Origin of the sequence: Limnohabitans sp. (assembly GCF_040401495.1) — a bacterium.
In the GTDB taxonomy this organism is placed as follows: domain Bacteria; phylum Pseudomonadota; class Gammaproteobacteria; order Burkholderiales; family Burkholderiaceae_C; genus Limnohabitans.
The window spans coordinates 44,848-64,752 of the sequence record NZ_JBBAOI010000008.1 but is presented as its reverse complement, the minus strand read 5'-3'; the positions used below and the strand labels follow the sequence as shown (position 1 = coordinate 64,752).

At 53.4% G+C, this 19,905-nt stretch carries 24 protein-coding genes; 12 read left to right on the top strand and 12 right to left on the bottom strand.

Annotated features, from left to right (window positions below; all coding sequences use genetic code 11):
* The first annotated feature begins 3 nt into the window (after positions 1-3).
* From tmk to AC9UEO_RS07525, 4 genes are read left to right on the top strand one after another with little or no spacing between them, the layout of a single operon-like run.
* Positions 4-648, top strand: a complete 645-nt coding sequence (gene tmk / locus AC9UEO_RS07540) for a dTMP kinase (RefSeq protein WP_509531664.1) — start codon at positions 4-6, stop codon at positions 646-648.
* Positions 645-1,637, top strand: coding sequence for a DNA polymerase III delta subunit-related protein (locus AC9UEO_RS07535; RefSeq protein WP_509531661.1), 993 nt, complete (start codon positions 645-647; stop codon positions 1,635-1,637). The genes tmk and AC9UEO_RS07535 overlap by 4 nt, the downstream gene beginning before the upstream one ends.
* 3 nt (positions 1,638-1,640) lie before the next feature.
* A complete protein-coding gene (locus tag AC9UEO_RS07530) occupies positions 1,641-2,435 on the top strand; it encodes a TatD family hydrolase (RefSeq protein WP_509531658.1) in 795 nt (264 codons plus the stop codon).
* Positions 2,432-3,097, top strand: coding sequence for an ankyrin repeat domain-containing protein (locus AC9UEO_RS07525; RefSeq protein ID WP_509531655.1), 666 nt, complete (start codon positions 2,432-2,434; stop codon positions 3,095-3,097). Before AC9UEO_RS07530 ends, AC9UEO_RS07525 begins: the two co-directional genes overlap by 4 nt.
* A gap of 4 nt (positions 3,098-3,101) precedes the next feature.
* On the opposite strand, the gene AC9UEO_RS07520 is transcribed toward AC9UEO_RS07525, so the two are convergent.
* The 6 genes from AC9UEO_RS07520 to tadA are packed head-to-tail and all read right to left on the bottom strand — an operon-like array spanning position 3,102 to position 11,082.
* On the bottom strand, positions 3,102-3,680 hold the full coding sequence (locus AC9UEO_RS07520) for a Tll0287-like domain-containing protein (RefSeq protein WP_509531652.1): 579 nt from the start codon (positions 3,678-3,680) through the stop codon (positions 3,102-3,104).
* A gap of 54 nt (positions 3,681-3,734) precedes the next feature.
* Positions 3,735-6,167, bottom strand: a complete 2,433-nt coding sequence (locus tag AC9UEO_RS07515) for a penicillin acylase family protein (RefSeq protein ID WP_509531649.1) — start codon at positions 6,165-6,167, stop codon at positions 3,735-3,737.
* Positions 6,164-7,594 carry an aldehyde dehydrogenase family protein gene (locus tag AC9UEO_RS07510; protein ID WP_509531646.1) on the bottom strand — a complete coding sequence of 477 codons (1,431 nt, stop codon included), beginning with the start codon at positions 7,592-7,594 and terminating at the stop codon, positions 6,164-6,166. Before AC9UEO_RS07510 ends, AC9UEO_RS07515 begins: the two co-directional genes overlap by 4 nt.
* Before the next feature lie 47 nt (positions 7,595-7,641).
* Positions 7,642-8,745 (bottom strand): NAD(P)/FAD-dependent oxidoreductase, encoded by a 1,104-nt coding sequence (locus tag AC9UEO_RS07505; protein ID WP_509531694.1) that lies wholly within the window; start codon positions 8,743-8,745, stop codon positions 7,642-7,644.
* Positions 8,729-9,673 carry an LD-carboxypeptidase gene (locus AC9UEO_RS07500; RefSeq protein ID WP_509531644.1) on the bottom strand — a complete coding sequence of 315 codons (945 nt, stop codon included), beginning with the start codon at positions 9,671-9,673 and terminating at the stop codon, positions 8,729-8,731. Before AC9UEO_RS07500 ends, AC9UEO_RS07505 begins: the two co-directional genes overlap by 17 nt.
* 23 nt (positions 9,674-9,696) lie before the next feature.
* Complete coding sequence (tadA, locus tag AC9UEO_RS07495; RefSeq protein WP_509531641.1) at positions 9,697-11,082, bottom strand: tRNA adenosine(34) deaminase TadA; 1,386 nt, start codon at positions 11,080-11,082, stop codon at positions 9,697-9,699.
* 59 nt (positions 11,083-11,141) lie between these two features.
* Here tadA and AC9UEO_RS07490 point away from each other — a divergent pair, with 59 nt between their 5' ends.
* Positions 11,142-11,486 (top strand): hypothetical protein, encoded by a 345-nt coding sequence (locus tag AC9UEO_RS07490; RefSeq protein WP_509531638.1) that lies wholly within the window; start codon positions 11,142-11,144, stop codon positions 11,484-11,486.
* Positions 11,487-11,518: 32 nt separating this feature from the next.
* Here AC9UEO_RS07490 and AC9UEO_RS07485 read toward each other — a convergent pair whose 3' ends face one another.
* Both AC9UEO_RS07485 and AC9UEO_RS07480 read right to left on the bottom strand, forming a co-directional pair.
* Positions 11,519-11,953: a hypothetical protein gene (locus AC9UEO_RS07485; protein ID WP_509531635.1), complete on the bottom strand. Its 435-nt coding sequence runs from the start codon at positions 11,951-11,953 to the stop codon at positions 11,519-11,521.
* Positions 11,954-11,983: 30 nt separating this feature from the next.
* Positions 11,984-12,493 carry a hypothetical protein gene (locus AC9UEO_RS07480; RefSeq protein WP_509531632.1) on the bottom strand — a complete coding sequence of 170 codons (510 nt, stop codon included), beginning with the start codon at positions 12,491-12,493 and terminating at the stop codon, positions 11,984-11,986.
* Between the two features lie 126 nt (positions 12,494-12,619).
* On the opposite strand from AC9UEO_RS07480, the gene AC9UEO_RS07475 reads away from it, so the two are divergent.
* Genes AC9UEO_RS07475 through AC9UEO_RS07465 form a run of 3 tightly spaced genes read left to right on the top strand, consistent with a single transcriptional unit; the run spans position 12,620 to position 14,942 of the window.
* A complete protein-coding gene (locus AC9UEO_RS07475; RefSeq protein WP_509531630.1) occupies positions 12,620-13,657 on the top strand; it encodes a thiamine pyrophosphate-dependent dehydrogenase E1 component subunit alpha in 1,038 nt (345 codons plus the stop codon).
* Positions 13,654-14,694, top strand: coding sequence for an alpha-ketoacid dehydrogenase subunit beta (locus AC9UEO_RS07470; protein ID WP_509531628.1), 1,041 nt, complete (start codon positions 13,654-13,656; stop codon positions 14,692-14,694). Before AC9UEO_RS07475 ends, AC9UEO_RS07470 begins: the two co-directional genes overlap by 4 nt.
* Positions 14,691-14,942: a biotin/lipoyl-containing protein gene (locus AC9UEO_RS07465; protein WP_509531625.1), complete on the top strand. Its 252-nt coding sequence runs from the start codon at positions 14,691-14,693 to the stop codon at positions 14,940-14,942. Before AC9UEO_RS07470 ends, AC9UEO_RS07465 begins: the two co-directional genes overlap by 4 nt.
* An 8-nt stretch (positions 14,943-14,950) precedes the next feature.
* On the opposite strand, the gene AC9UEO_RS07460 is transcribed toward AC9UEO_RS07465, so the two are convergent.
* From AC9UEO_RS07460 to AC9UEO_RS07450, 3 genes are read right to left on the bottom strand one after another with little or no spacing between them, the layout of a single operon-like run.
* Entirely contained in the window at positions 14,951-15,634 is a 684-nt protein-coding gene (locus AC9UEO_RS07460) for a class I SAM-dependent methyltransferase (protein WP_509531623.1), read from the bottom strand.
* Positions 15,631-15,888: a translation initiation factor IF-1 gene (gene infA, locus AC9UEO_RS07455; RefSeq protein WP_509531620.1), complete on the bottom strand. Its 258-nt coding sequence runs from the start codon at positions 15,886-15,888 to the stop codon at positions 15,631-15,633. The genes AC9UEO_RS07460 and infA overlap by 4 nt, the downstream gene beginning before the upstream one ends.
* Positions 15,889-15,912: 24 nt before the next feature.
* Entirely contained in the window at positions 15,913-16,119 is a 207-nt protein-coding gene (locus tag AC9UEO_RS07450; protein ID WP_509531617.1) for a cold-shock protein, read from the bottom strand.
* A 202-nt stretch (positions 16,120-16,321) separates the two neighbouring features.
* Here AC9UEO_RS07450 and AC9UEO_RS07445 point away from each other — a divergent pair, with 202 nt between their 5' ends.
* From AC9UEO_RS07445 to AC9UEO_RS07435, 3 genes are read left to right on the top strand one after another with little or no spacing between them, the layout of a single operon-like run.
* Complete coding sequence (locus AC9UEO_RS07445; protein ID WP_509531615.1) at positions 16,322-16,789, top strand: CoA-binding protein; 468 nt, start codon at positions 16,322-16,324, stop codon at positions 16,787-16,789.
* A gap of 6 nt (positions 16,790-16,795) precedes the next feature.
* Complete coding sequence (locus tag AC9UEO_RS07440) at positions 16,796-18,076, top strand: O-acetylhomoserine aminocarboxypropyltransferase/cysteine synthase family protein (protein ID WP_509531612.1); 1,281 nt, start codon at positions 16,796-16,798, stop codon at positions 18,074-18,076.
* Between the two features lie 58 nt (positions 18,077-18,134).
* Complete coding sequence (locus tag AC9UEO_RS07435; RefSeq protein ID WP_509531609.1) at positions 18,135-18,425, top strand: hypothetical protein; 291 nt, start codon at positions 18,135-18,137, stop codon at positions 18,423-18,425.
* A 20-nt stretch (positions 18,426-18,445) separates the two neighbouring features.
* Here the strand turns inward: AC9UEO_RS07435 and AC9UEO_RS07430 are convergent, their stop codons facing one another.
* Positions 18,446-19,228, bottom strand: coding sequence for a hypothetical protein (locus tag AC9UEO_RS07430; protein WP_509531606.1), 783 nt, complete (start codon positions 19,226-19,228; stop codon positions 18,446-18,448).
* Positions 19,229-19,263: 35 nt separating this feature from the next.
* On the opposite strand from AC9UEO_RS07430, the gene AC9UEO_RS07425 reads away from it, so the two are divergent.
* Positions 19,264-19,905: a 2-hydroxychromene-2-carboxylate isomerase gene (locus AC9UEO_RS07425; protein ID WP_509531603.1), complete on the top strand. Its 642-nt coding sequence runs from the start codon at positions 19,264-19,266 to the stop codon at positions 19,903-19,905.

Sequence of the window (19,905 nt, the reverse complement as noted above, 5' to 3'; positions counted from 1 at the left end):
GGCATGAACCGCGGGATTTTCATCAGCTTTGAAGGCATAGACGGCGCAGGCAAGTCCAGCCATGTACAAGCCGTGGCCGATGCATTCGCTCAAGCCAAGCGTCAAGTGGTGCTCACCCGTGAGCCTGGTGGCACTCCTTTGGCCGAAAAATTGCGCGATATGGTCTTGCACGACAACATGGATGCTTTAAGTGAAGTACTTTTGATGTTTGCCGCGCGGCGTGACCATTTGCAACAAGTGATTGAACCTGCCTTGAACAGAGGCGATGTGGTGGTTTGCGACCGCTTTACTGATGCTACTTTTGCCTACCAAGGCGCTGGGCGCGGTTTTGATCTGATGGTGTTGTCTCAGTTGGAGCAATGGGTTCAAGCCTTGCCCAACGGCAGTTTGCGCCAACCCGATCTCACCTTGTGGTTTTCACTTGACCCCTCCATTGCCGCCGAGCGCCTAAGTAACGCCCGCATTCCTGATCGCTTTGAAGCCCAGCCAGCTGCATTTTTTGCCAAAGTTCACCAAGGCTATACCGACCGCTTGCAAGCAGACACAGGGCGCTTTGCCCGCATTGATGCTTCGGCCAGTCTGGAGCAGGTGCGCGAGCAGGTGATGCGCGTGTTGCGAGAACGTCTTTATCTCAAGCCCAGCCCATGAGTCTTTTGGCACCTTGGTTACAAACCTCCCTAGAAAAACTGCTGCCCCGCGACGGTCATGCATGGTTGATCCAAGGCTCTTCTGGTTTGGGACAGTACGAGCTTTCCTTGGCGCTGGCCCTTGGCTGGTTATGCCATACCCCCACTGCGCAAGGCGCTTGCGGCCAATGCACCAGTTGCCACGGCATTGGCGTGCGGGTTCATGCAGACTTTCGGGTGCTGATGCCCGAGACCCAAGCCCTGGACAGGGGCTGGCCGCTGGGCGAAAAAGCTGAAAAAGAGATTGATGAGAAAAAACGCAAGCCCAGCCGTGAGATTCGGGTGGAAGCCATGCGTGAGGTGCTGGACTTTTGCCATATGACCCGCTCTGGCGAGCGCGGCAAAGTGGTGTTGATTTACCCCGCCGAGCAAATGAACACGGTGACAGCCAACACCTTGCTCAAAACCTTGGAAGAACCACCGCCCTACACCCGCTTCATATTGGCCACCTCGGCAGCCCACGAATTGCTGCCCACCCTACGCAGCCGTTGCTTGGTCTACACCCTGAACTGGCCTGACACTGCGCCCGCTTTGGCTTGGCTGACCGCGCAATCGGTGCCACCCGCTGAGGCTGTTGCGCTGCTTCGCGCCGCCGGTGGCAGAGCGCATGACGCCATTGCCTTTTTCAACGACGGCATGAAAGCCAAAGACTGGGCTGGTTTGCCCAAGTTGCTGTTGCGCGGTGAAGCAGGCATGCTGGCCGATGCCGCTCCCGCCATGGTCTTGTCTGTTTTGCAAAAGCTTTGCCACGATATGCAAGCCATGGCCTGTGGCGCTGCGCCTAGGTACTTTGAAGCGAGCGATCTTCCCAAACCCACTGGTTTGAACACGCTGACCCAATGGTCACGGGAGTTGATGGACAGCGCCCGTACCGTGGACCATCCCTACAACCCTGGCCTCTTGCTGCAGGCTTGGGTAAGCCGTGCCCAACGTGCTTTGAATGCCGCCTGAACCATGTACACCGACTCGCATTGCCACCTGAATTTTCCTGAACTGCAAGCCAATTTGGTCGATATTCGCCAAGCCATGCAAGCTGCGCTGGTCACACGGGCTTTGCTCATCAGCACCCGCATGGAAACCTTTGCCGATGTGAACGCCATGGCCGTGGCACATGACAATTTTTGGTGTACAGCAGGTGTGCACCCCGACGAAGAGGGCGTTCAAGAGCCCACGCTTGACGACTTGCTGACCATGGGCCAACAGCCCAAGGTGGTGGGTATTGGCGAGACGGGCTTGGACTATTACCGATTGGGCGAGCGCAGTGTGGCTGATATGCAATGGCAGCGCGAGCGCTTTCGCCGCCATATCCGCTGCGCCCAAACCCTTCGCCTGCCCTTGGTGATTCACACCCGCAGTGCCAGTGCGGACACTTTGGCGATATTGAAAGAAGAGGGCGAAGACGGTGGTGGCAAGGCTGTGGGCGGCGTATTTCATTGTTTCACCGAAACCGCCGAAGTCGCCCGCGCCGCCCTAGACTTGGGTTTTTACATCTCGTTTTCAGGTATTTTGACCTTTAAAAATGCCCAAGATTTGCGCGACATTGCCGCTTGGATGCCTTTGGACCGCATATTGATAGAGACCGACAGCCCCTACCTTGCGCCTGTTCCGCACAGAGGCAAGACCAATAACCCGTCTTATGTACCATGGGTAGCCAAGCAGATTGCCAGTCTGCGCGGGCTTGCAGACGACGAGGTGGGCAGGCAGACTTCAGCCAATTTTGACCGATTGTTTCAAGGGGTTTTAAGTTGAAGTTTTACTTTAAATATTTAATTTTCAGTGTTGTTTTAATTGGATATTTTCCAGTTAAAGCAGGTTCTTATGAAGATTTTTTCAAGGCTATAGAACTCGATCAACCTGAGGTTATACAAAAACTTTTAGAGCGAGGTTTTGACCCCAACAGCCCCAACCCCCAAGGTCAACCAGCGCTGATGCTGGCCATGCAAAATTCCTCGCGCAAAGCCGCTCAAGTGCTGATGGACTGGAAAACCACCAACTTGAGCATCCATAACCCCCAAATGGAAACCCCTTTGATGCTGGCTGCCATTACCAACCAGTTGGACTGGGCGCAAAGGCTGATTGAGCGGGGCGCTGACGTGAACCAAAAGGGCTGGACGCCACTGCATTACGCCGCCACCAAGGGGCACATCGACATCATGCGCTTGCTGATTGAAAACCATGCCTACCTTGACGCCGAGTCACCCAATGGCACCACACCGCTGATGATGGCGGCGCATTACGGCACGCCCATGGCCACCAAATTGCTCCTAGAGGAGGGCGCTGACCCGCGTATCAAAAACCAGTTAGGGATTAATGCCTTGGAGTTTGCGCGCAAGGCCAACAAGCCTGAATCCACGCAATACATCGAGGCTTTTGAAGCCGCTTGGAACCAAAAATACCCTGCAAAACCTTGACAAATCAGGGTGTAGCGCGACTTAAAACCACCGCACCGCGAAGCTGACCAGGCTGATAGTTCACCGCCTTGTCATTGGGATACAGCTCGCTGAGCTTGGCCTTGACCTCGGGGCTGATTTGTTCAACTGAACCGTGACATGCCACGCACATGGGTTGAAGCACGATGGGCTTGGCGAAGTGAAATTCTTTGCCATTGGCGGTTTCAACAGTTTCTGAAAACTCCATGTCAGCTGCTTTGTCGCCACGTGCCAAAGCCGCATCAAACTGCGCCAAAGCCTTGGCTTGCCAGTCGTTGGGCACGCCCAGCACAGGATTTCTGGCGCGTGTACCCACACGGCTGAGTTTGACTTGGTTTTGTGTTGATACACGTCCAGCAATTTCTGGTGCTTGGGTATTGCACACGCCAATGGCATTCACAGCGCCGCCGTCGGCCATGGCCGATTGCAGTTTTTGGCCAAGCTCTTTGAGCATGCCGAGGCTGACGGTGCGGCTAAGGCTTAGCATGTCGCCGTCTTGGGCTTGCGCTTGAAGAACTGATAAACCCAGCAAACAAGGGGTTAAAAGCTTGATAAGGAGTTTCATGGCGACATCTCAGTTAGTTAACATAATATACATCGTATTAAACCATAAAGAGGATCAAGGTTTAAGGGTTAACAAGCTGGCATTGGTCTGAGGCGACATTTGCAGGGGTCGGTAATGGCCCGTCGCCCATTCATGTGACATGTCTTTATAGTGCTCAGAACCGATTACGCCGCTTTGTCCAGTTTGGTATATGAAGAGCGAGTTTTGCAAATCGCTCAGATCGTAAATGGCTCGCAAGGACGGCGCATGGCGACTGGCAAATGGTTCATGGGTCTCGTTGAGCCAATAGGTGCCGACATTGACGGTGAATGGATCCCCTGGGCTGGGTTCAACCACATCCAACCATTTCGCTAAAAATGGTGATTTACCCAATGGCCGATGGCTGCTGATGGCCATGTGTGCCTTACCCCATTGCCAATGGGCCACATCTTTGCCTTGTTCTTTGGACAAACGCTCCAACGCACGGGTGAAAGCCTCGCTGGAGTGATCGCCACAGGATTTGGGCGCACACCACCAAGCGTCTTGCTTGGCCATGGCGTCTTCCAACATGCTACGGAAATGGCGCTTGCCATACTGCGCGTCAAACAAGGTTTTGCCCAATTTAGGCTCAACCAAAGCACGGGTCAACTCATCGGCCCAATAGGCAAAAATCAAGGGCGCAGCGTCCTCGGTTTTCATTTCACCATTGAAGCCATGCAGGGCTTTTTTGGCAGCGGTAGTCAGCGGATGCACAGATTGGGCCGCTTGCAAATGCGGCAACAAACGCTGTGTCGACAAAGACAGGACATCGTTTTGCATGGTTTTCATGCTCTCAATGTCATGTTTGGGCTTGGCTTCGATCATTTGGGTGATACGGTCCATGCGGTGCGGCGCCACCCAGTCTTGGCCCAAGAAATGGGGGTAATCTGCTGGCGTAATGCGTTGGTTGGCGGTGGCAATCCAACCCTTTTGGCCATGGTCTTCAGGGGTTTGCTCCAAGGGCAACCATCCCGCCCAGTCGTATTTGGCGTCCCATCCCGGCGCAGGTGCCATGCCCATCAAATCGTTGTCCGCACGGCGAACAGGCACTTTGCCAATGGCTTTGTAAGCGATGTTGCCTTGGTCATCGGCCAAAACAATGTTTTGCATAGGTGAGTGGTAATCCTTAAACGATGCCAAAAAGTCCTTAACAGTGTTGACTTGGCTGCCACGCATACCTGCTACCAACGTATGGTTGTCTTCGTCCAATGCAGCCCAGCGCAAGGCCAAGACAAACTTGCTGGTGTCAATGATGTCAGCGTGAGCGCTTTGCGCGTCACTCAACACAGGGCCATGACGGGTGCGACGAACGGTGTGAACCACATCGGGTTTGCCTTTGACACGAATGCTTTCTTGGCGTGTCTCAAAAGCTTGCCAGCCTTCAGGCGCTTGGTATTGCAAGGGGTTGGCGGGGTTGATTTTTTCCAAATACAGGTCTTGCACATCCGGGCCGGTATTGGTGAAGCCCCAAGCCACGTGGTTGTTGTGACCCAAAACCACCAAAGGCATGCCGGGCAAGGTGGCGCCTATGACGTTTTGTTCGGGTGACTTCAGGTGGGCATAAAACCAAATAGCCGGTGTGCCCAAACCCAGATGGGGGTCATTGGCCAACAAAGGCTTGCCCGAGGCGGTGCGGTCACCCGAAATCACCCAGTTGTTGCTGCCCTTGCCTTCCACCAAGCCAGGCTCGCCTAAAAAAGGCACAGACAAACTGGCATGACTGCTGAAAGAAGCATTGTCCGACGTCGTGACCTTGTTGGAATACACACCCAAGGATTTGTAGAACGTGGCCAAGTCCACCTGCGTGGCAGGCGCTTCACCCGGGTAGCCAGGGTACAACTGCCACAGGTGTTCGGTATCCATCACCTTGGCAACACTTAAGCGAGATATTTCTTGCCCCCAATTACCACCTAAATCGAGTGCCATCATCAGCGCCCAACCCACGCTGTCAGCAGGCTCCCAAGCCACGCCGCTGCGACCACCGGGCTTGGTACCCAGCAACAAAAACTCAGGTGACAAGGTTTGAGTGCCTGAAGCGTAAAACGCCTGTATTCCTTTGCTATAGGCTTGCAAAGTGGCTTTCACATCCTCTGGGTAGCCGGCGTATTGCTTCTGAGCCACTTGGTAAATACCCAAAGTACGAAGCAATTTGTCCACAGGTAAAGCGGCCTCGCCCAAAATTTCGGCCAATTCACCGTGCATGATGCGGCGATTGAACTCGAGTTGCCAGCCGCGCTCTTGGGCATGGGTGAACCCCAGCGCAAACGCAGTGTCGGCCATGGAGTCGCCCTCGATATGCACCACGCCTGCACCATCGCGCGAAACTTTCACGGTTGACTTCAAGCCTGTCAGTCGCAATGTGCCCTCGTGCTGAGGTTGCGCCCTCATCAGGTACACACCGACAGCGCCCAGCACCACCAGCACCAAGGCCAACAAGCCCCCTGCCCCCCACAGCAACCGCGCCTTCATGCTTTGGCTGCCACAGGAAACTGCATGGCTTTGAATTCCAAGAACTCTTCCAAGCCATAACGACCGTTTTCACGGCCATTGCCTGATTGTTTATAGCCGCCAAAGGGCGCGTTGCCATTGAAAGGCCCGCCATTGATATCGACCTGCCCTGTGCGAATTTGTCTGGCCACTGCCACCGCATGGTCAAGGTCTGCGCTCCACACGCCGCCACCCAAACCGTAAATCGTGTCATTGGCGATGCGAATCGCTTCCTCTTCGTCTTCATAGGTCAGAATAACCAGCACGGGACCAAAAATTTCTTCACGGGCCAAGGTGTCTTTGGGCTGCACCCGCAAAACAGTGGGCTGTACAAAATAGCCTTTGTCAAACGCAGGTTTGTCGGGACCACCAGCGACGAGTTCGGCACCCTCCTCCAAACCTTGGCGGATAAAGCCCAACACACGCTCTCGTTGTGCGGCGCTGACCAAAGGGCCTAGGCGGGTGTTTTCTTCTAAGCTCGCGCCCAAAGTGAATTTGGCGATGGTGGCTTGCACCAAGGCTTTGACTTCGTCATAGCGCTTGATGGGTACCAGCATGCGGGTATGCGCCGAGCAGGTTTGGCCGCTGTTGAGCAAACAAGCGCCTATCGTGCCTTTCACCGCGGCCGCCAAATCGGCGTCGGGCAGGATGACGCTGGCAGATTTGCCACCCAATTCCAAAGTCACCCGCTTGACGGTAGCAGCGGCCAACTCGGCCACACGCTTGCCCGCACGGGTGGATCCGGTAAAGCTCACCATGTCCACCTCTGGGTGGCTGGCCAAGACCTCGCCGACCACCGGCCCCAAGCCGTTGACCAGATTGAACACGCCCGCAGGCAAACCTGCGGCGTGGATGATTTCAGTCAAGATCATGGCGTTGACGGGGGCAATTTCACTGGGTTTCAACACCACGGTGCAGCCTGCGGCCAAGGCGGGTGCCACTTTCAATGTAATTTGATTCAAAGGAAAATTCCACGGCGTGATGCAACCCACCACACCAATGGGTTCACGCACCACCAGCGAGTTGCCCACTTGCTCTTGCCAATGAAAAGCGCGGGCTGCTTTGGCGGCGTTACCCCAGTTGAAAATGGGGCCGCCGACCTGAATCATTTTGGCCATTTTGATGGGCATGCCTACCTCTCGGGCAATCGCGGTGCCCATCTCATCGGTGCGGGCTTTGAGGCCAGCGACGATTTTGTCAATATAAACACAGCGTTCTTCAACGCTCAAAGCCGACCAAGCTGGAAATGCCGCACGGGCAGCCAACACGGCCTGAGAAGCTTCTTCTGCCGTGCCTTGGGGCACGGTCGCCATGACCTCTTCGGTGGTGGAGTCGTGAACCTCAAGAACCGCAGGGTTATGGGCCTTGTGCCAAGCACCGTTGATGTAATGGCTGTCGTAAATGGTCATGCAAACTCCGCGTATTTATTAAGAAAAAAGTTGATTGTAGGCAAGCACTAAGACAAAGCCAGCAGAACTTCGTCGCCCAGCGCCAAACAACTGGTGAGCCCCGGTGACTCGATGCCAAACAGGTTCACCAAGCCTGGCAAGCCATGCACCGCTGGGCCTTGCACCACAAAGTCGGCAGCAGGTTCATCGGGACCGACGATTTTGGGACGAATTCCCGCATACGCAGGCTGCAAGGCGTTGTCGGGCAAGCCGGGCCAATAACGGCGAATTTCATCAGCAAAAGGCGCAACCCGATCGGGATGCACGGAGTAATCGTCGGGGGCATCTACCCACTCCACGTCAGGGCCAAACTTGGCTTGCTTGCCCATGTCCAAGGTCAGGTGAACCCCTAAACCCGCTTCGCTGGGCAAGGGGTAAATCAGGTGAGAAAAAGGTGATTTAACCGTCAACGAAAAATAGTTCCCTTTGGCGTAAAACGCTTTGGGCACATGCGCTGGGGCAAGCCCTTGGAAACGCTGGGCCAGCAAGGGCGCATCCAAACCCGCACTGTTGACCAGCACCGAGGTCTGCAAACACGTGCCATCCTCGGTCAGCACTTCCCAGCCCTCGGATGTTGGATGGGCGCTTTGCACACGGGTGTGCAAGACCACCATGCCACCGGCGTTCTCCACATCGGCCTGCAAACTCAGCATCAGCGCATGGCTGTCGACCAAACCTGTGCGGGGTGAATGCAAGGCAGCCACGCACGACAAAGCCGGTTCCATGGCCAAGGCCTGTTGGGCTTCTAACCATGTCAATTCCACGCCATTGGCCAAAGCTTTGGCTTGCAAATTTTTCAAGGCAGGCAATTGCTCAGGGGTGCTTGCCACAATCAATTTGCCGCATAACCAAAACGGCAGACCACGTTCTTGCAAATAGGCGCTCAGCAAAGCATGGCCTTTGACGCACAACTTGGCTTTCAAAGAGCCTGCAGGGTAATAAATGCCTGCATGCAAGACCTCGCTGTTGCGAGAACTGGTACCTGTGCCGATAGCGTCTGCGGCTTCTAAAACCCAAACGCTTTTACCGGGCGACTGTAAAGCCAAGGCTCTAGCAACCGCTAAGCCCACCACTCCCGCACCAATGACGATGGCGTCAGTATCCATGCCCATGCGCATGTGCATGTGCGGGATGGGCCCACAGCAAAAAAGCTTCACGTCCTTCGCGCAGCAAGGTAATGGGTTTGCCCACGGGCAAACACAGCTTGGTAGGCACATGGCCAAAAGGCAAACCGGTCAGCACGGGTGTTTTAACTTGTGTGCGCAACCAGTCCACCACGGTTTGCAGCTTGAAGCCTTTGTCATGGGGCGTGAGTTTGTAATCAGTAAAGGCACCCAACACAATGGCTTTTTGCTGGGTTAGGACCCCAGCGTGTAACAGTTGAGTCAACATGCGCTCTATGCGGTAAGGATGTTCAGCCACGTCTTCCAAAAACAGCACGCCGCCTTGAACGCTGGGCAAGTAAGGGGTACCCACCAAACTGCACAACACACTTAAATTGCCACCCCACAGCGTGGCGTTCTCCGCCAACAAAGCTTTTTTGGGCAAGTGGTCAAGGTCGTTAGAGGGCAGCTTCCAGCCTGCGCCCTCGCCTCGCCCTTGGGCCATGTCCTCGAAACACGCCAAGGTGATGTCGTCCATGTTCTTGGCGCCAAAGTCGGCGCAGGCATGCGGGCCCGCCCAGGTGTTGGCGCCGGTTTTGGCCATCAAACCCATTTGCAAAGCCGTGAAATCGCTGTGGCCCACCCAATGCGTGCCCCTCTTGACAGAGGCGGCAATGGCTTTGTAGGGCAAGCGCTTCAAAATTCGGGTCAGGCCATAGCCACCCCGCGAGAGCATCACCAAGTCTGCGCCACTGGCAGCAGCACGCGACACCGCCAACACCCTTGCATCATCGTCGCCCGCAAAGCGTTGCTCGCTGCTCAGCGCATCGGGGTCAAGTTGCACCTCATGGCCAAGTTGCTTTAGCCGTTTCACGCCCAAACGCAAAGCGGCTTTGTCGCGAACCGCGCCAGAAGGGGATATCAGGTAAATATGCATGGTTTTGCCGAAAAACGCATAGTCTAGAGGCTATTGCTCGCCAAGCCCTTCAAGGCCGCCAGCGCTATGGCCTCGCCATGCTCTTGCACAAAATGACCAGCCTCAGGCAACACCAAGGCTTCTTGGCAGTTGCGAATGTTGTGGCGCAAAGCCTGCATCACCTCCACACCCAAGACGGGGTCTTGTGCGCCTATGGCCATGAAGCTTTTACCTTGCCATTCGTCACGCCAAAAGCTTTGCGCTTGGCGTGAAACTGCAGCACCCTTGCTGTACTCAAACTCGGGCACCATGGGCGCAAATGCGCGTAAAGCAGCTCGGTGGCCTGCATCAGGAAACGGTGCGTTATAGGCAGCGCACTCGGCCTCGCTCATGTGCGGGTTGCCCCGCTCCAACAAGCGCCCCACATTGAACAGCGGTTTGTCAGCGCACATTTGTCGCCACGCCAAAAACCCTGCACTCAAAGGCTGCTCGCCTGTGGCCAAGGTGGTGTTCATCACCAGCAAGCCTTGGTAACGCTGAGGTGCCGCCATGGGCAAGGTCAAGCCCAAGATGCCGCCCCAGTCTTGCACCACCAAGTGGAGGTGTTGCAAATCCAAGTCCTCGATAAATTCCAGCAGCACTTGGCGGTGCCAGTCAAAGCTGTGGGCACTGTCTTTTTTAGGTTTGTCGCTTTTTCCAAAGCCCAGCATATCGGGCGCCACCACACGGTGACCCGCTTGCAAGAACACCGGAATCATTTTTCTATACAGGTAACTCCACGCAGGGTTGCCATGTAAACACAGCCAAGTGACTGGGGCGTCCTTGGGGCCTACATCGAGGTAATGCAGTCGCAAGCCATTCAGGCTGGGCAAGTCGTTCATGTAGTTAGGCGGCCAAGGGTAGTCGGGCAGATCAGCAAAGCAAGCTTCAGGGGTGCGCAGAGCGTCGTCTCGCAAAGGCCAAGACAAAGCTTGTTTTTGGGTGGCTCGTTGCGATTGGAAAAACGCTTGCAGCAATGCGGTGGATTGATGTGCCAACACCCCGCCGAGCTGCTGCGTGTGGTGGTTGAGCTGCGCTTGGGCGAACACATTCAGCACCGAACCCGCTGCACCTGTTTTGGGTTCTGTCGCACCCCACACCACCCGAGGCAAGCGTGCATTCAACATCGCGCCCGCACACATGGCGCAGGGCTCTAGGGTGACATACAAGGTGCAGTCTTCCAAACGGTAGTTGCCCAAGTGCTGGGCTGCGGCACGCAGTGCCAACACCTCGGCATGGGCGGTAGGATCGTTCAAACCAATGGGTGCGTTGTGCGCTTGTGCCACCACTTGGCCTTGGTGAACCACCACTGCGCCCACTGGCACCTCGCCTTGGGCAGCGGCCAGTTCTGCTTGCGCCAATGCCAATTGCATGAAGTGTTCGTCATTCATGCGTGACAATGTAACCCATGCATTTAACTTTTCCTCGCACCTTTTTTGGGCTCGCTCTGGTGTCAGGAACGCTGCATCTCGCATGGGCTGCCAATCCGCAACCGCAGCTTCTCTATGCTTCGCAAGACAACTGCAAACTGATACGTGGCTACAGCCGCAACGACTTGGAGGGTGTGGCCAAAGAGTTTGGTGTGCCAGTCAGTAAAGTCAGCTACGTCAAGCCGGTTTGGGGCAAAGGCCCCGAAGGTCGGCCCCAATGCATGATGGTGTTCAACACACCCAAGGGAAAAATATCTTGCACAGTATTCAATATATTGAAAACCGATTTTGTGTTTGGGCAAGCAGTACCGGTCAAGGGAAATCCCGCTATTTGCATGGCACCATTGGGCACGACCAAGCCCTGATCAAATCGCTTACCCATTGTGCTTGGATGAACCTATTTCACACAATAAAAATTAACTTGTGCGAATTGCACTTCCGCGTGTGAACGAACAGGCGTAGGGTTGCGAGTGTCAGGCGACACCACTTGCCTGTCTGGCAAGGCCCAAAATAGATGGTCGAGTGATACACCACCGTTCCAGTCTCCCAAGATGGACAAATACTCATATTCTTTTTCTGTTGGCAAGCGAGCTTGCACCATCTGACAGGCTTCTTTGGCAATGCTTGGGTTGGGCGCTTGGTTGATGGAAGAACCCGGCGCCCCAACCAACACCAAGATGCGGTTGCCCATGATGATCATGGTGGGGAAACTGGTTTTTTGAAAATGCCTAACCATCTGCAGGCCGATTTTTTGCATCACACTCTCGGGCCTGCCTTGGTCTTGAAAACTGACCGACTCTCCCTTGGGCAAGACCACGTGGATGGTGACCAATACATCGCCCCTACAGCCCGGTGCATAACTTTAGGTTCCCCATACAAAGCCCTTGACTTTGCTGAGCATGGCCTCATTCGTGGTATCAAAGCGCTGGTTGTTTTTCACACCCTCCAAAATTTGGGAAGCGCTGCCAGGGTTGGCGAACTCCAGTCGCGTGTTTTGCGGATTGATATTTCGAGACAAGGAATTAACCGAGGCTTTCAGCGTGGCCTCTAGCGTGATGTCCATGCCCACGCCTTCGGTGGCCAAGGCCCTGTTTTTGTCTACCAACTCATCCATTTTTTTAATTGCGTACACCGCCTCAGGCGCATTCACCCCCAAAGAGATCAAGCCTTTCAAATGCCCCATGGCTTGGTTCACCATTTCATTGCGTGAACTGCCATAGGCATCTTGATACTGGCACAGGTCTTGACCGCGTAAAAAGAATACCGTCGGCCATAAAGTTAATTTTTCTACCGCCCATGCATGAGGAATGCATTGCATCAGCATGATGAACACACAGATGGCGGTGCCGCGTGGCCACCTGATGAAATTCATACGCTTACTCAAACTATTGTTGTTATGTGAATAAGCATAACTGTGATCATCATGCTTTGATTGATACAGATCAATTGCAAAGCACATAAGTCTCCTACATTGATCTCACCCTAACTGGAGAAGACAATGCAAATAGGCAAAGAAAAACTGCTGTGGATGCTTGAGAAGATGCACCAAATTCGTTTCTATGAAGAAACCATGGCGGCGGTCTATATGGAGGGGAAGTTACCGCCTGCCATCCAAAAGGGCTTGGCATTTGACATTGGCGCAGGACCTGTTCCTGGCGAAATGCACTTGGCAGCTGGTCAAGAGCCTGTCGCTGTTGGTGTTTGTGCCCATTTGAACGATGACGATACGGTGGTTGGTACACATCGCCCCCACCACTTTGCTATTGCCAAAGGTGTTCCCTTAGACGCCATGACGGCAGAAATGTTTGGCAAAGTTACAGGGTTGGGTAAGGGCAAGGGTGGTCATATGCATTTGTTTGACAACGCTCATAAATTCAGTTGCAGCGGCATTGTGGGTGCCAGTATGCCGATTGCCTGTGGTGCCGCACTGGCCGCTAAAAAAATGGGCAAGAACTGGGTATCGGTCGCGTTTTTTGGCGAAGGTGCTGCCAACCAAGGCTCATTTCACGAATCCATGAACTTGGCAGCGCTGTGGAAGTTGCCCGTGATTTTTGTCTGTGAAGACAACCAATGGGCTATCTCAGTACCCAAAGCCAAAGCCACCTCGGTAGATTGGGTCACAGACCGCGCCGCAGGCTATGGCATACCCGGCATTCGTGTCGCTGAAAACGATGCACTGCATGTGTTCGAGTCGATCGCCCCTGCCATCACACGAGCTCGGCATGGTGAAGGCCCTAGCTTGATTGAGGTAAAAACCGATCGCTACTTTGGTCACTTCCAAGGCGACCCAGAAACCTACCGTCCCAAAGACGAGGTCAGTCGCTTGCGTGTCAACGACCCGATTCCCAAATTGGCGCAAATGCTCAAAGACAAATCCTTTCTCACTGACCAAGAGGAAGCAGCTTTGGTCAAAAAAACCCACGAAGCGGTTACACAGGCATTCGAGTTCGCCAGAACCAGCGCCTATCCGCAAGCGGCAGACGCCCTGTTAGACGTTTTTGTGCAAGAGCATTCCCACAACTGGACACCAGCATGAAAACCAACCGCATATTGACCATGGCACAAGCCATCTCTGAGGCGATGGCGCAAGAGATGACGCGAAACGCTGACGTGTTCGTGATGGGCGAAGATATTGGCAGCTATGGCGGCATCTTTGGCGCGACTGGCGGATTGCTGGATAAATTTGGCAAAGACCGCGTGATGGACACGCCCATTTCCGAAACCGCTTTCATCGGGGCCGCCACAGGTGCAGCCGCAGCTGGTTTACGACCGATTGTCGAGCTGATGTTTGTCGACTTCTTTGGTGTTTGCATGGACCAGATCTACAACCACTTGGCTAAAATCACCTATATGTCGGGTGGCCATGTGAAGCTGCCTGTTGTCCTGACCACTGCCATTGGCGGGGGCTACAGCGATGCGGCGCAACACTCGCAATGTTTGTACGCCACGTTTGCACACATGCCAGGGCTGAAAATAGTCGTACCTTCCAACGCCTACGATGCCAAGGGCTTGATGATTCAAGCCATTCGTGACGACAACCCCGTGATGTTCATGTACCACAAGGGCATCATGGGTTTACCGTGGATGTCTTACTTGAGCGGCAGCAGCAACGCTGTCCCTGAGGACAGTTACACCATTCCTTTTGGGCAAGCCCATGTGATGAAAGAAGGGACAGACCTCACCATCGTCAGCATCAGCCAAATGGCGCAGAAATCAATGCTCGCCGCCAATGAGTTGGCCGAACAAGGCATTCATGCGGAGGTGATTGATTTGAGAACCCTTGTTCCCATGGACACCGAGACAGTGCTGAAGTCCGTTCGCAAGACAGGACGGTTGTTGGTCGCCGATGAAGACTACCTCGGTTTTGGTTTAACGGGTGAAATTGCAGGCTTGATTGCCGAAAACCTTGACACCATCAAGCTGAAAGCGCCCATCAAACGCTTGGCTGTCCCCAATGTACCCATTCCCTACAGCCGCCCCATGGAACAGTTTGTCATTCCCCAAGTGGGGGGCATCGTCAATGCTGCACTCAACTTGATGGACTCCATCACCTTGCAAAAGCAGGTTGCATGAGCGCAGTTATTTTGCTCGATGCGGCATGGGATGGTGTGGCCCCTGGGGTAGAAGCCTTGTTAGACTCATGGGCTGTAGGTGTGGGTGTACCTGTCGTGAAAGGACAGACACTCGCAACCGTGGTCTTGGTCAAGGCCTCCATAGATATCGAAGCGCCGGCCAATGGGCACTTGAGCGCTATCTATGTGAAAGCCGAAGAGTCATTTGTTGCAGGCAAGGTGTTGGCAGAATTTCAAGCGAATAGCTGAACGAGTATTCAATTGCGCTGGTAATTGAGCAAACTGCCTCGGTAAGGCGTCAGATCGCTCAGAGGTAAAAGAATATCGCTTTGCTTCAGTCCAAAGCCATGACTCGCCATGCATTTATTGAAGGCACTGCGTTGACCTCGGTTGGGGTCAATGATCAGCACTTGGGCATGGCTTGCGGCATGTCGCTGTATAAAGTCCGCCAGTTGCGCGGGATGGTTGCGCTCATACAGCACATCGCTGCCAATGATGAGATCAAACTCACCCAGTAAGGGGTTATCACGTTCCCAGTGACCTCTTTGGTAAGCCATCACGGGCAAGGCGTTCAAGACTAAATTGGCTTGTAAAAAACGCTCAGTGTAGGGGTGGTAGTCCGACGCGGTGACATTGCCCAAGCGCCTATGAATCACCAAACTGGCCAAGGCCAAGCCGCAGCCAATTTCAAGAATACGTAAATTCTCTAAAGGCCAAGTCTGCATGAGATCGGCCATTTTTTGCGCAGAAGGCCACACCAAACCAAACAAAGGCCAAGTGGCGGAGGACACACCCAGTGCCAAGGCCTCACCAAAGGGGTCATGCCATTGTTGTTTGTCTAGCAGGGAGCGAATATTCAAGTCTGCGCCGCCTGCAATAGCGACCATTTCGCGCTTAACCAAATAGCCCAAACCGCTTGAATCGGTTGGGCTTGAAGTCAAAATCGGCGTTTTCTGGGACCGCTGGGTCCTTTGCCTTCAATGTGTCGAAAGGTAATGCGACCCTTGGTCATGTCGTAAGGAGAAAGCTCCAATGTGACCTTGTCGCCCGCCAAGATGCGTATGTGGTGCATGCGCATTTTTCCGGCGGTGTAGGCCACGAGTTCGTGGCCGTTGTCCAAAGTGACACGGTAACGCGAGTCGGGAAGCACCTCGCGCACCATGCCGGACATTTCCAGCATTTCTTCTTTGGACATCTTCCGGCCTAAAGCGTCTGGCGCTTAATCGGCGGATTTGATGTTAGAAGCTTGCAAGCCTTTGGGGCCGGTGGTCACGTCGAAGCTGACGCGCTGACCTTCTGCCAAGGTCTTGAAACCTTGATTTTGGATTGCTGAAAAATGAGCGAACAAATCTTTGCCGCCGTCTTCGGGAGTAATAAAGCCAAAACCTTTGGACTCGTTAAACCATTTCACTGTACCTGTTGCCATGTATTGCATTTCTTTAAAAAAAAGGGAAGCCCCCCTCGGGGTCGAAGGTCAAGAAGGCGATGAGACGAAGGGAGAAATACCGTGTAAGGGGCAGAACTAGAAACGCGCTACAACGACAAAAACTTGATATCGAAGCAAAGGACTATGCCTTGTATTTGGAAATAAAGCAAATTTATTCTGTTTTTGGGCTAATATGACTCCTATGAGCGACATTCGAACTCTGCGCCACGTTTTGAACCAGCACCGTACTTTGGCAGTTGTCGGCCTCTCAGCCGACTGGTTTCGTCCCTCTTACTTTGCTGCCAAGTACATGCAAGAACACGGTTACCGCATCATCCCTGTCAACCCCAAATACCCCGAAATACTGGGGGAAAAGTGTTACCCCTCACTCAAAGACATTCCATACCCTGTAGATATCGTCGATGTGTTTCGCAGGCCTGCTGACACCCCAAACATTGCCCAAGAGGCCGCCGAGATCGGTGCCAAAGTGTTGTGGTTGCAACTTGGCGTGGTTAATGAAGAAGCACAGCGCATCGCCGGAAAAGCCGGTTTGACCGTCATCATGGACCGCTGTGTGAAGATTGAACATGCCCGTTTGTTTGGTGGACTGGGCTGGTTTGGCGTCAACACCGGTGTCATTTCCGCTCGCCGCCCTCTACCTCCACATTGACACACCATGGCTGATCGCAAGTTTGGTTTTGATACTTTGAGCCTTCATGCGGGGCAAATTCCCGATGCCGCAACCGGCAGCCGAGCTGTCCCCATTTACCAAACCAGCTCCTATGTGTTTGACAGCCCAGAGCACGCAGCAAGCCTCTTTAACTTGCAAACCTTTGGCAATGTCTACTCCCGCTTGTCCAATCCTACGGTAGCGGTATTGGAAGAACGCATTGCGGCACTCGAAGGTGGCAGAGCCGCTGTAGCCACAGGCAGCGGCATGGCTGCGCAAATGATTGCCTTGCTAAACGTGTGCCAAGCCGGCGACCACATAGTGGCCGCTCGTACGCTTTATGGCGGCACGCACACACAGCTTGGTGTGAACTTCAAAAAGCTGGGCATAGAAACCACTTTTGTTGACAGCACAGACCCAGAGAACTTCGCCCGTGCCATCACACCGCAAACCAAGGCTGTATATGCCGAGACCATGGGCAACCCCTCACTGAATGTGCTGGATATCGAGCCTGTCGCCAAGTTATGCAACCAAGCCGGTGTGCCCCTTTTTATTGACAATACATTTGCCAGCCCTTACCTTTGCCAACCCTTGTCGTGGGGAGCAGCCATCAGCTTGCATTCGGCAACCAAGTTCATTGGTGGCCACGGCACAACCATGGGCGGCATCATTGTGGAGTCGGGCAAGTTTCCATGGGACAACGGGCGCTTTGCCACCATGACCGAGCCGTCCCCTGGCTACCACGGTGTGCGTTTTTACGAGACCTTTGGCGACTTTGGTTTCACCATGAAATGCCGCATGGAGGGTATGCGTACCTTCGGCCCAGCGCTCTCCCCCTTCAATGCGTTTTTGCTGCTGCAAGGCGTGGAAACTTTATCCCTGCGCATGGATCGCCATTGCAGCAATGCGTTAGCTGTTGCCAAACACTTGCAGCAACACCCCAAAGTAGCGTGGGTCAATTACCCAGGCTTGTCAGACCACCCCGACCATGCTTTGGTGCAAAAGTACATGCCCAAGGGTGCAGGTGCGGTGTTGAGCTTTGGTATCAAAGGTGGCGCAGCAGCTGGGCAAAGCTTTATCAACAACGTTGAGTTTTTGTCGCACTTGGCCAATATCGGGGACGCTAAAACCTTGGTGATTCACCCGGCTTCCACCACCCACAGACAACTGAACGAAGAGCAGCAAATTGCGGCAGGCGTACCTCCCGATTTGATTCGTTTGAGTGTGGGCTTAGAAACCTTGGACGATATATTGTGGGACATTAACCAAGCCCTTGCAGCAAGTTAATACAAAGGTGTCTTTTTTGTACCCATTCATGCATACTCGAATCGACAAACGTTTGTTCATGACTTTGGCTTTTATATCTTTAACGGCAAACAGCCAGCATTTATTCGGCAACCCCAGTTGTGCAAACTGGCTGAAGTTGCCGCATACAGAAAAGACAACTTGGCTCAATGCTTTTCTTGTTCCATTGAATTTAACCAATGTTTCAAGAAAAAAACCCAAAGAAGATAAATTTTCCAAGCTGCAATCTATGGATTCAGTCGTTGTATATGTGGATGGTTTCTGTGATGCAAACATTGAAGAATTTGCCTCCGTGGGGGCAATTAAGATCTTAGATGAATTGACCAAGTAACAAATTACACAAAAGCCGTGTCACAGGCTGAGCCATGTCGAGATGCCCCAAAGCATCAGGTATAAAGATGAGCCTATAAGTAGCCCAGTATTTGCAAAAGTACCCATGAATTTTGCGGCAATAAGACCCCACAGAGGTATCAACTGCTGGGCATGGACGCCAAGGAAATGGGCAGGCCGAATGTCCTTGTACAAATGCCACCCGACAAGGGGAATACCTTGACCAGCTGGAGGCTGATTTCCACCCAGCATGAACTCACTGATGGTTGAGAGCACAAAGGTCATGGTCAATCCAATGATCACGCCCAGCGTTTCAACCCGCAGGTCTGCGCCTTTTTGTTCTTGCCAAATTTCCCAAGCCAACCAAGCTTGTGAAAAGGTCAAACCAACAGCAGCGACTGCCATCACGCCAAACATGAAGGCATGGAAGGGGTCGCTGACGTTGTAGTGCGATGCAGACGCTTGAGACGCTTGATAGCTGATGTAGACCACTTCAAACAGTGAAGTCGATACCAGCAGCGCCACTATCCAAGGGTAGACAGGCATATGATCAAGGTGAGAGTTAGCTACCTTGAGGACCCAAACTGTTGTCAATGCAAACAAGGCCGTTGACAACATGAACTTCATGGGTTTGACCCAGACGCCAACCTCACGAATAAGCCTGTGGTCGCTAAGTGACCACGCGTAGCTAAGTACCAAAGCAACAAGCATGATCAGCCCATAGCTCACCAAGAACTTAGAAGCCCAGCTAAGAGACTGCCACTCTAAAGCCATCCCATTTTGAATTTGGTACCACTGGTTCATATGCGTTAAATTACATCACTGAAAATGGAATTGAGATGAAACAACTGACTTTTTATTTCGACTTTATCAGTCCTTATGCCTACTTGGCTTTTCATCAATTGCCTGAGGTTTTGAAGGGCTTTGACTATCAGGTTCGCTACCAGCCTGTGTTGTTTGGCGGACTGCTGCAACACCACGGACAACTCGGTCCTGTAGAGGTCGTTGGTAAGCGAGAGTGGACTTACCGCCAATGCTTGTGGCTGGGGCGGCAACTCGGCATAGATTTGCAATTACCAGCTGCTCATCCTTTCAACCCATTGCCACTGATGCGGCTTGCCATTGCCACCAGTGCTGAAGGTTATCCCAGCCGACGTGTTTGTGACACCTTGTTCAAGTTTGTCTGGGCAAGCGGTAACAATGTTTCTGATCCAGCAAAACTGGAGGAGTTAAGAGCGATGCTGAATCCGACGCGCTCTCCCGAGGCCGAGGATGTGAAGTTACAGTTGCGAAAGTTCACCGAACAAGCCATCACCAATGGTGTGTTCGGGGTGCCAGCGATTCAGGCGGACAGCGAAGTTTTCTGGGGCTTTGATTCACTTCCTATGTTGCGACAGTATCTTGAAGGCGATAGCTGGTTCAAAGAACGAGTTTGGACTGAAGCTGGAAAGCTTCCCGTAGGTATTGAACGAAAGCGTTAG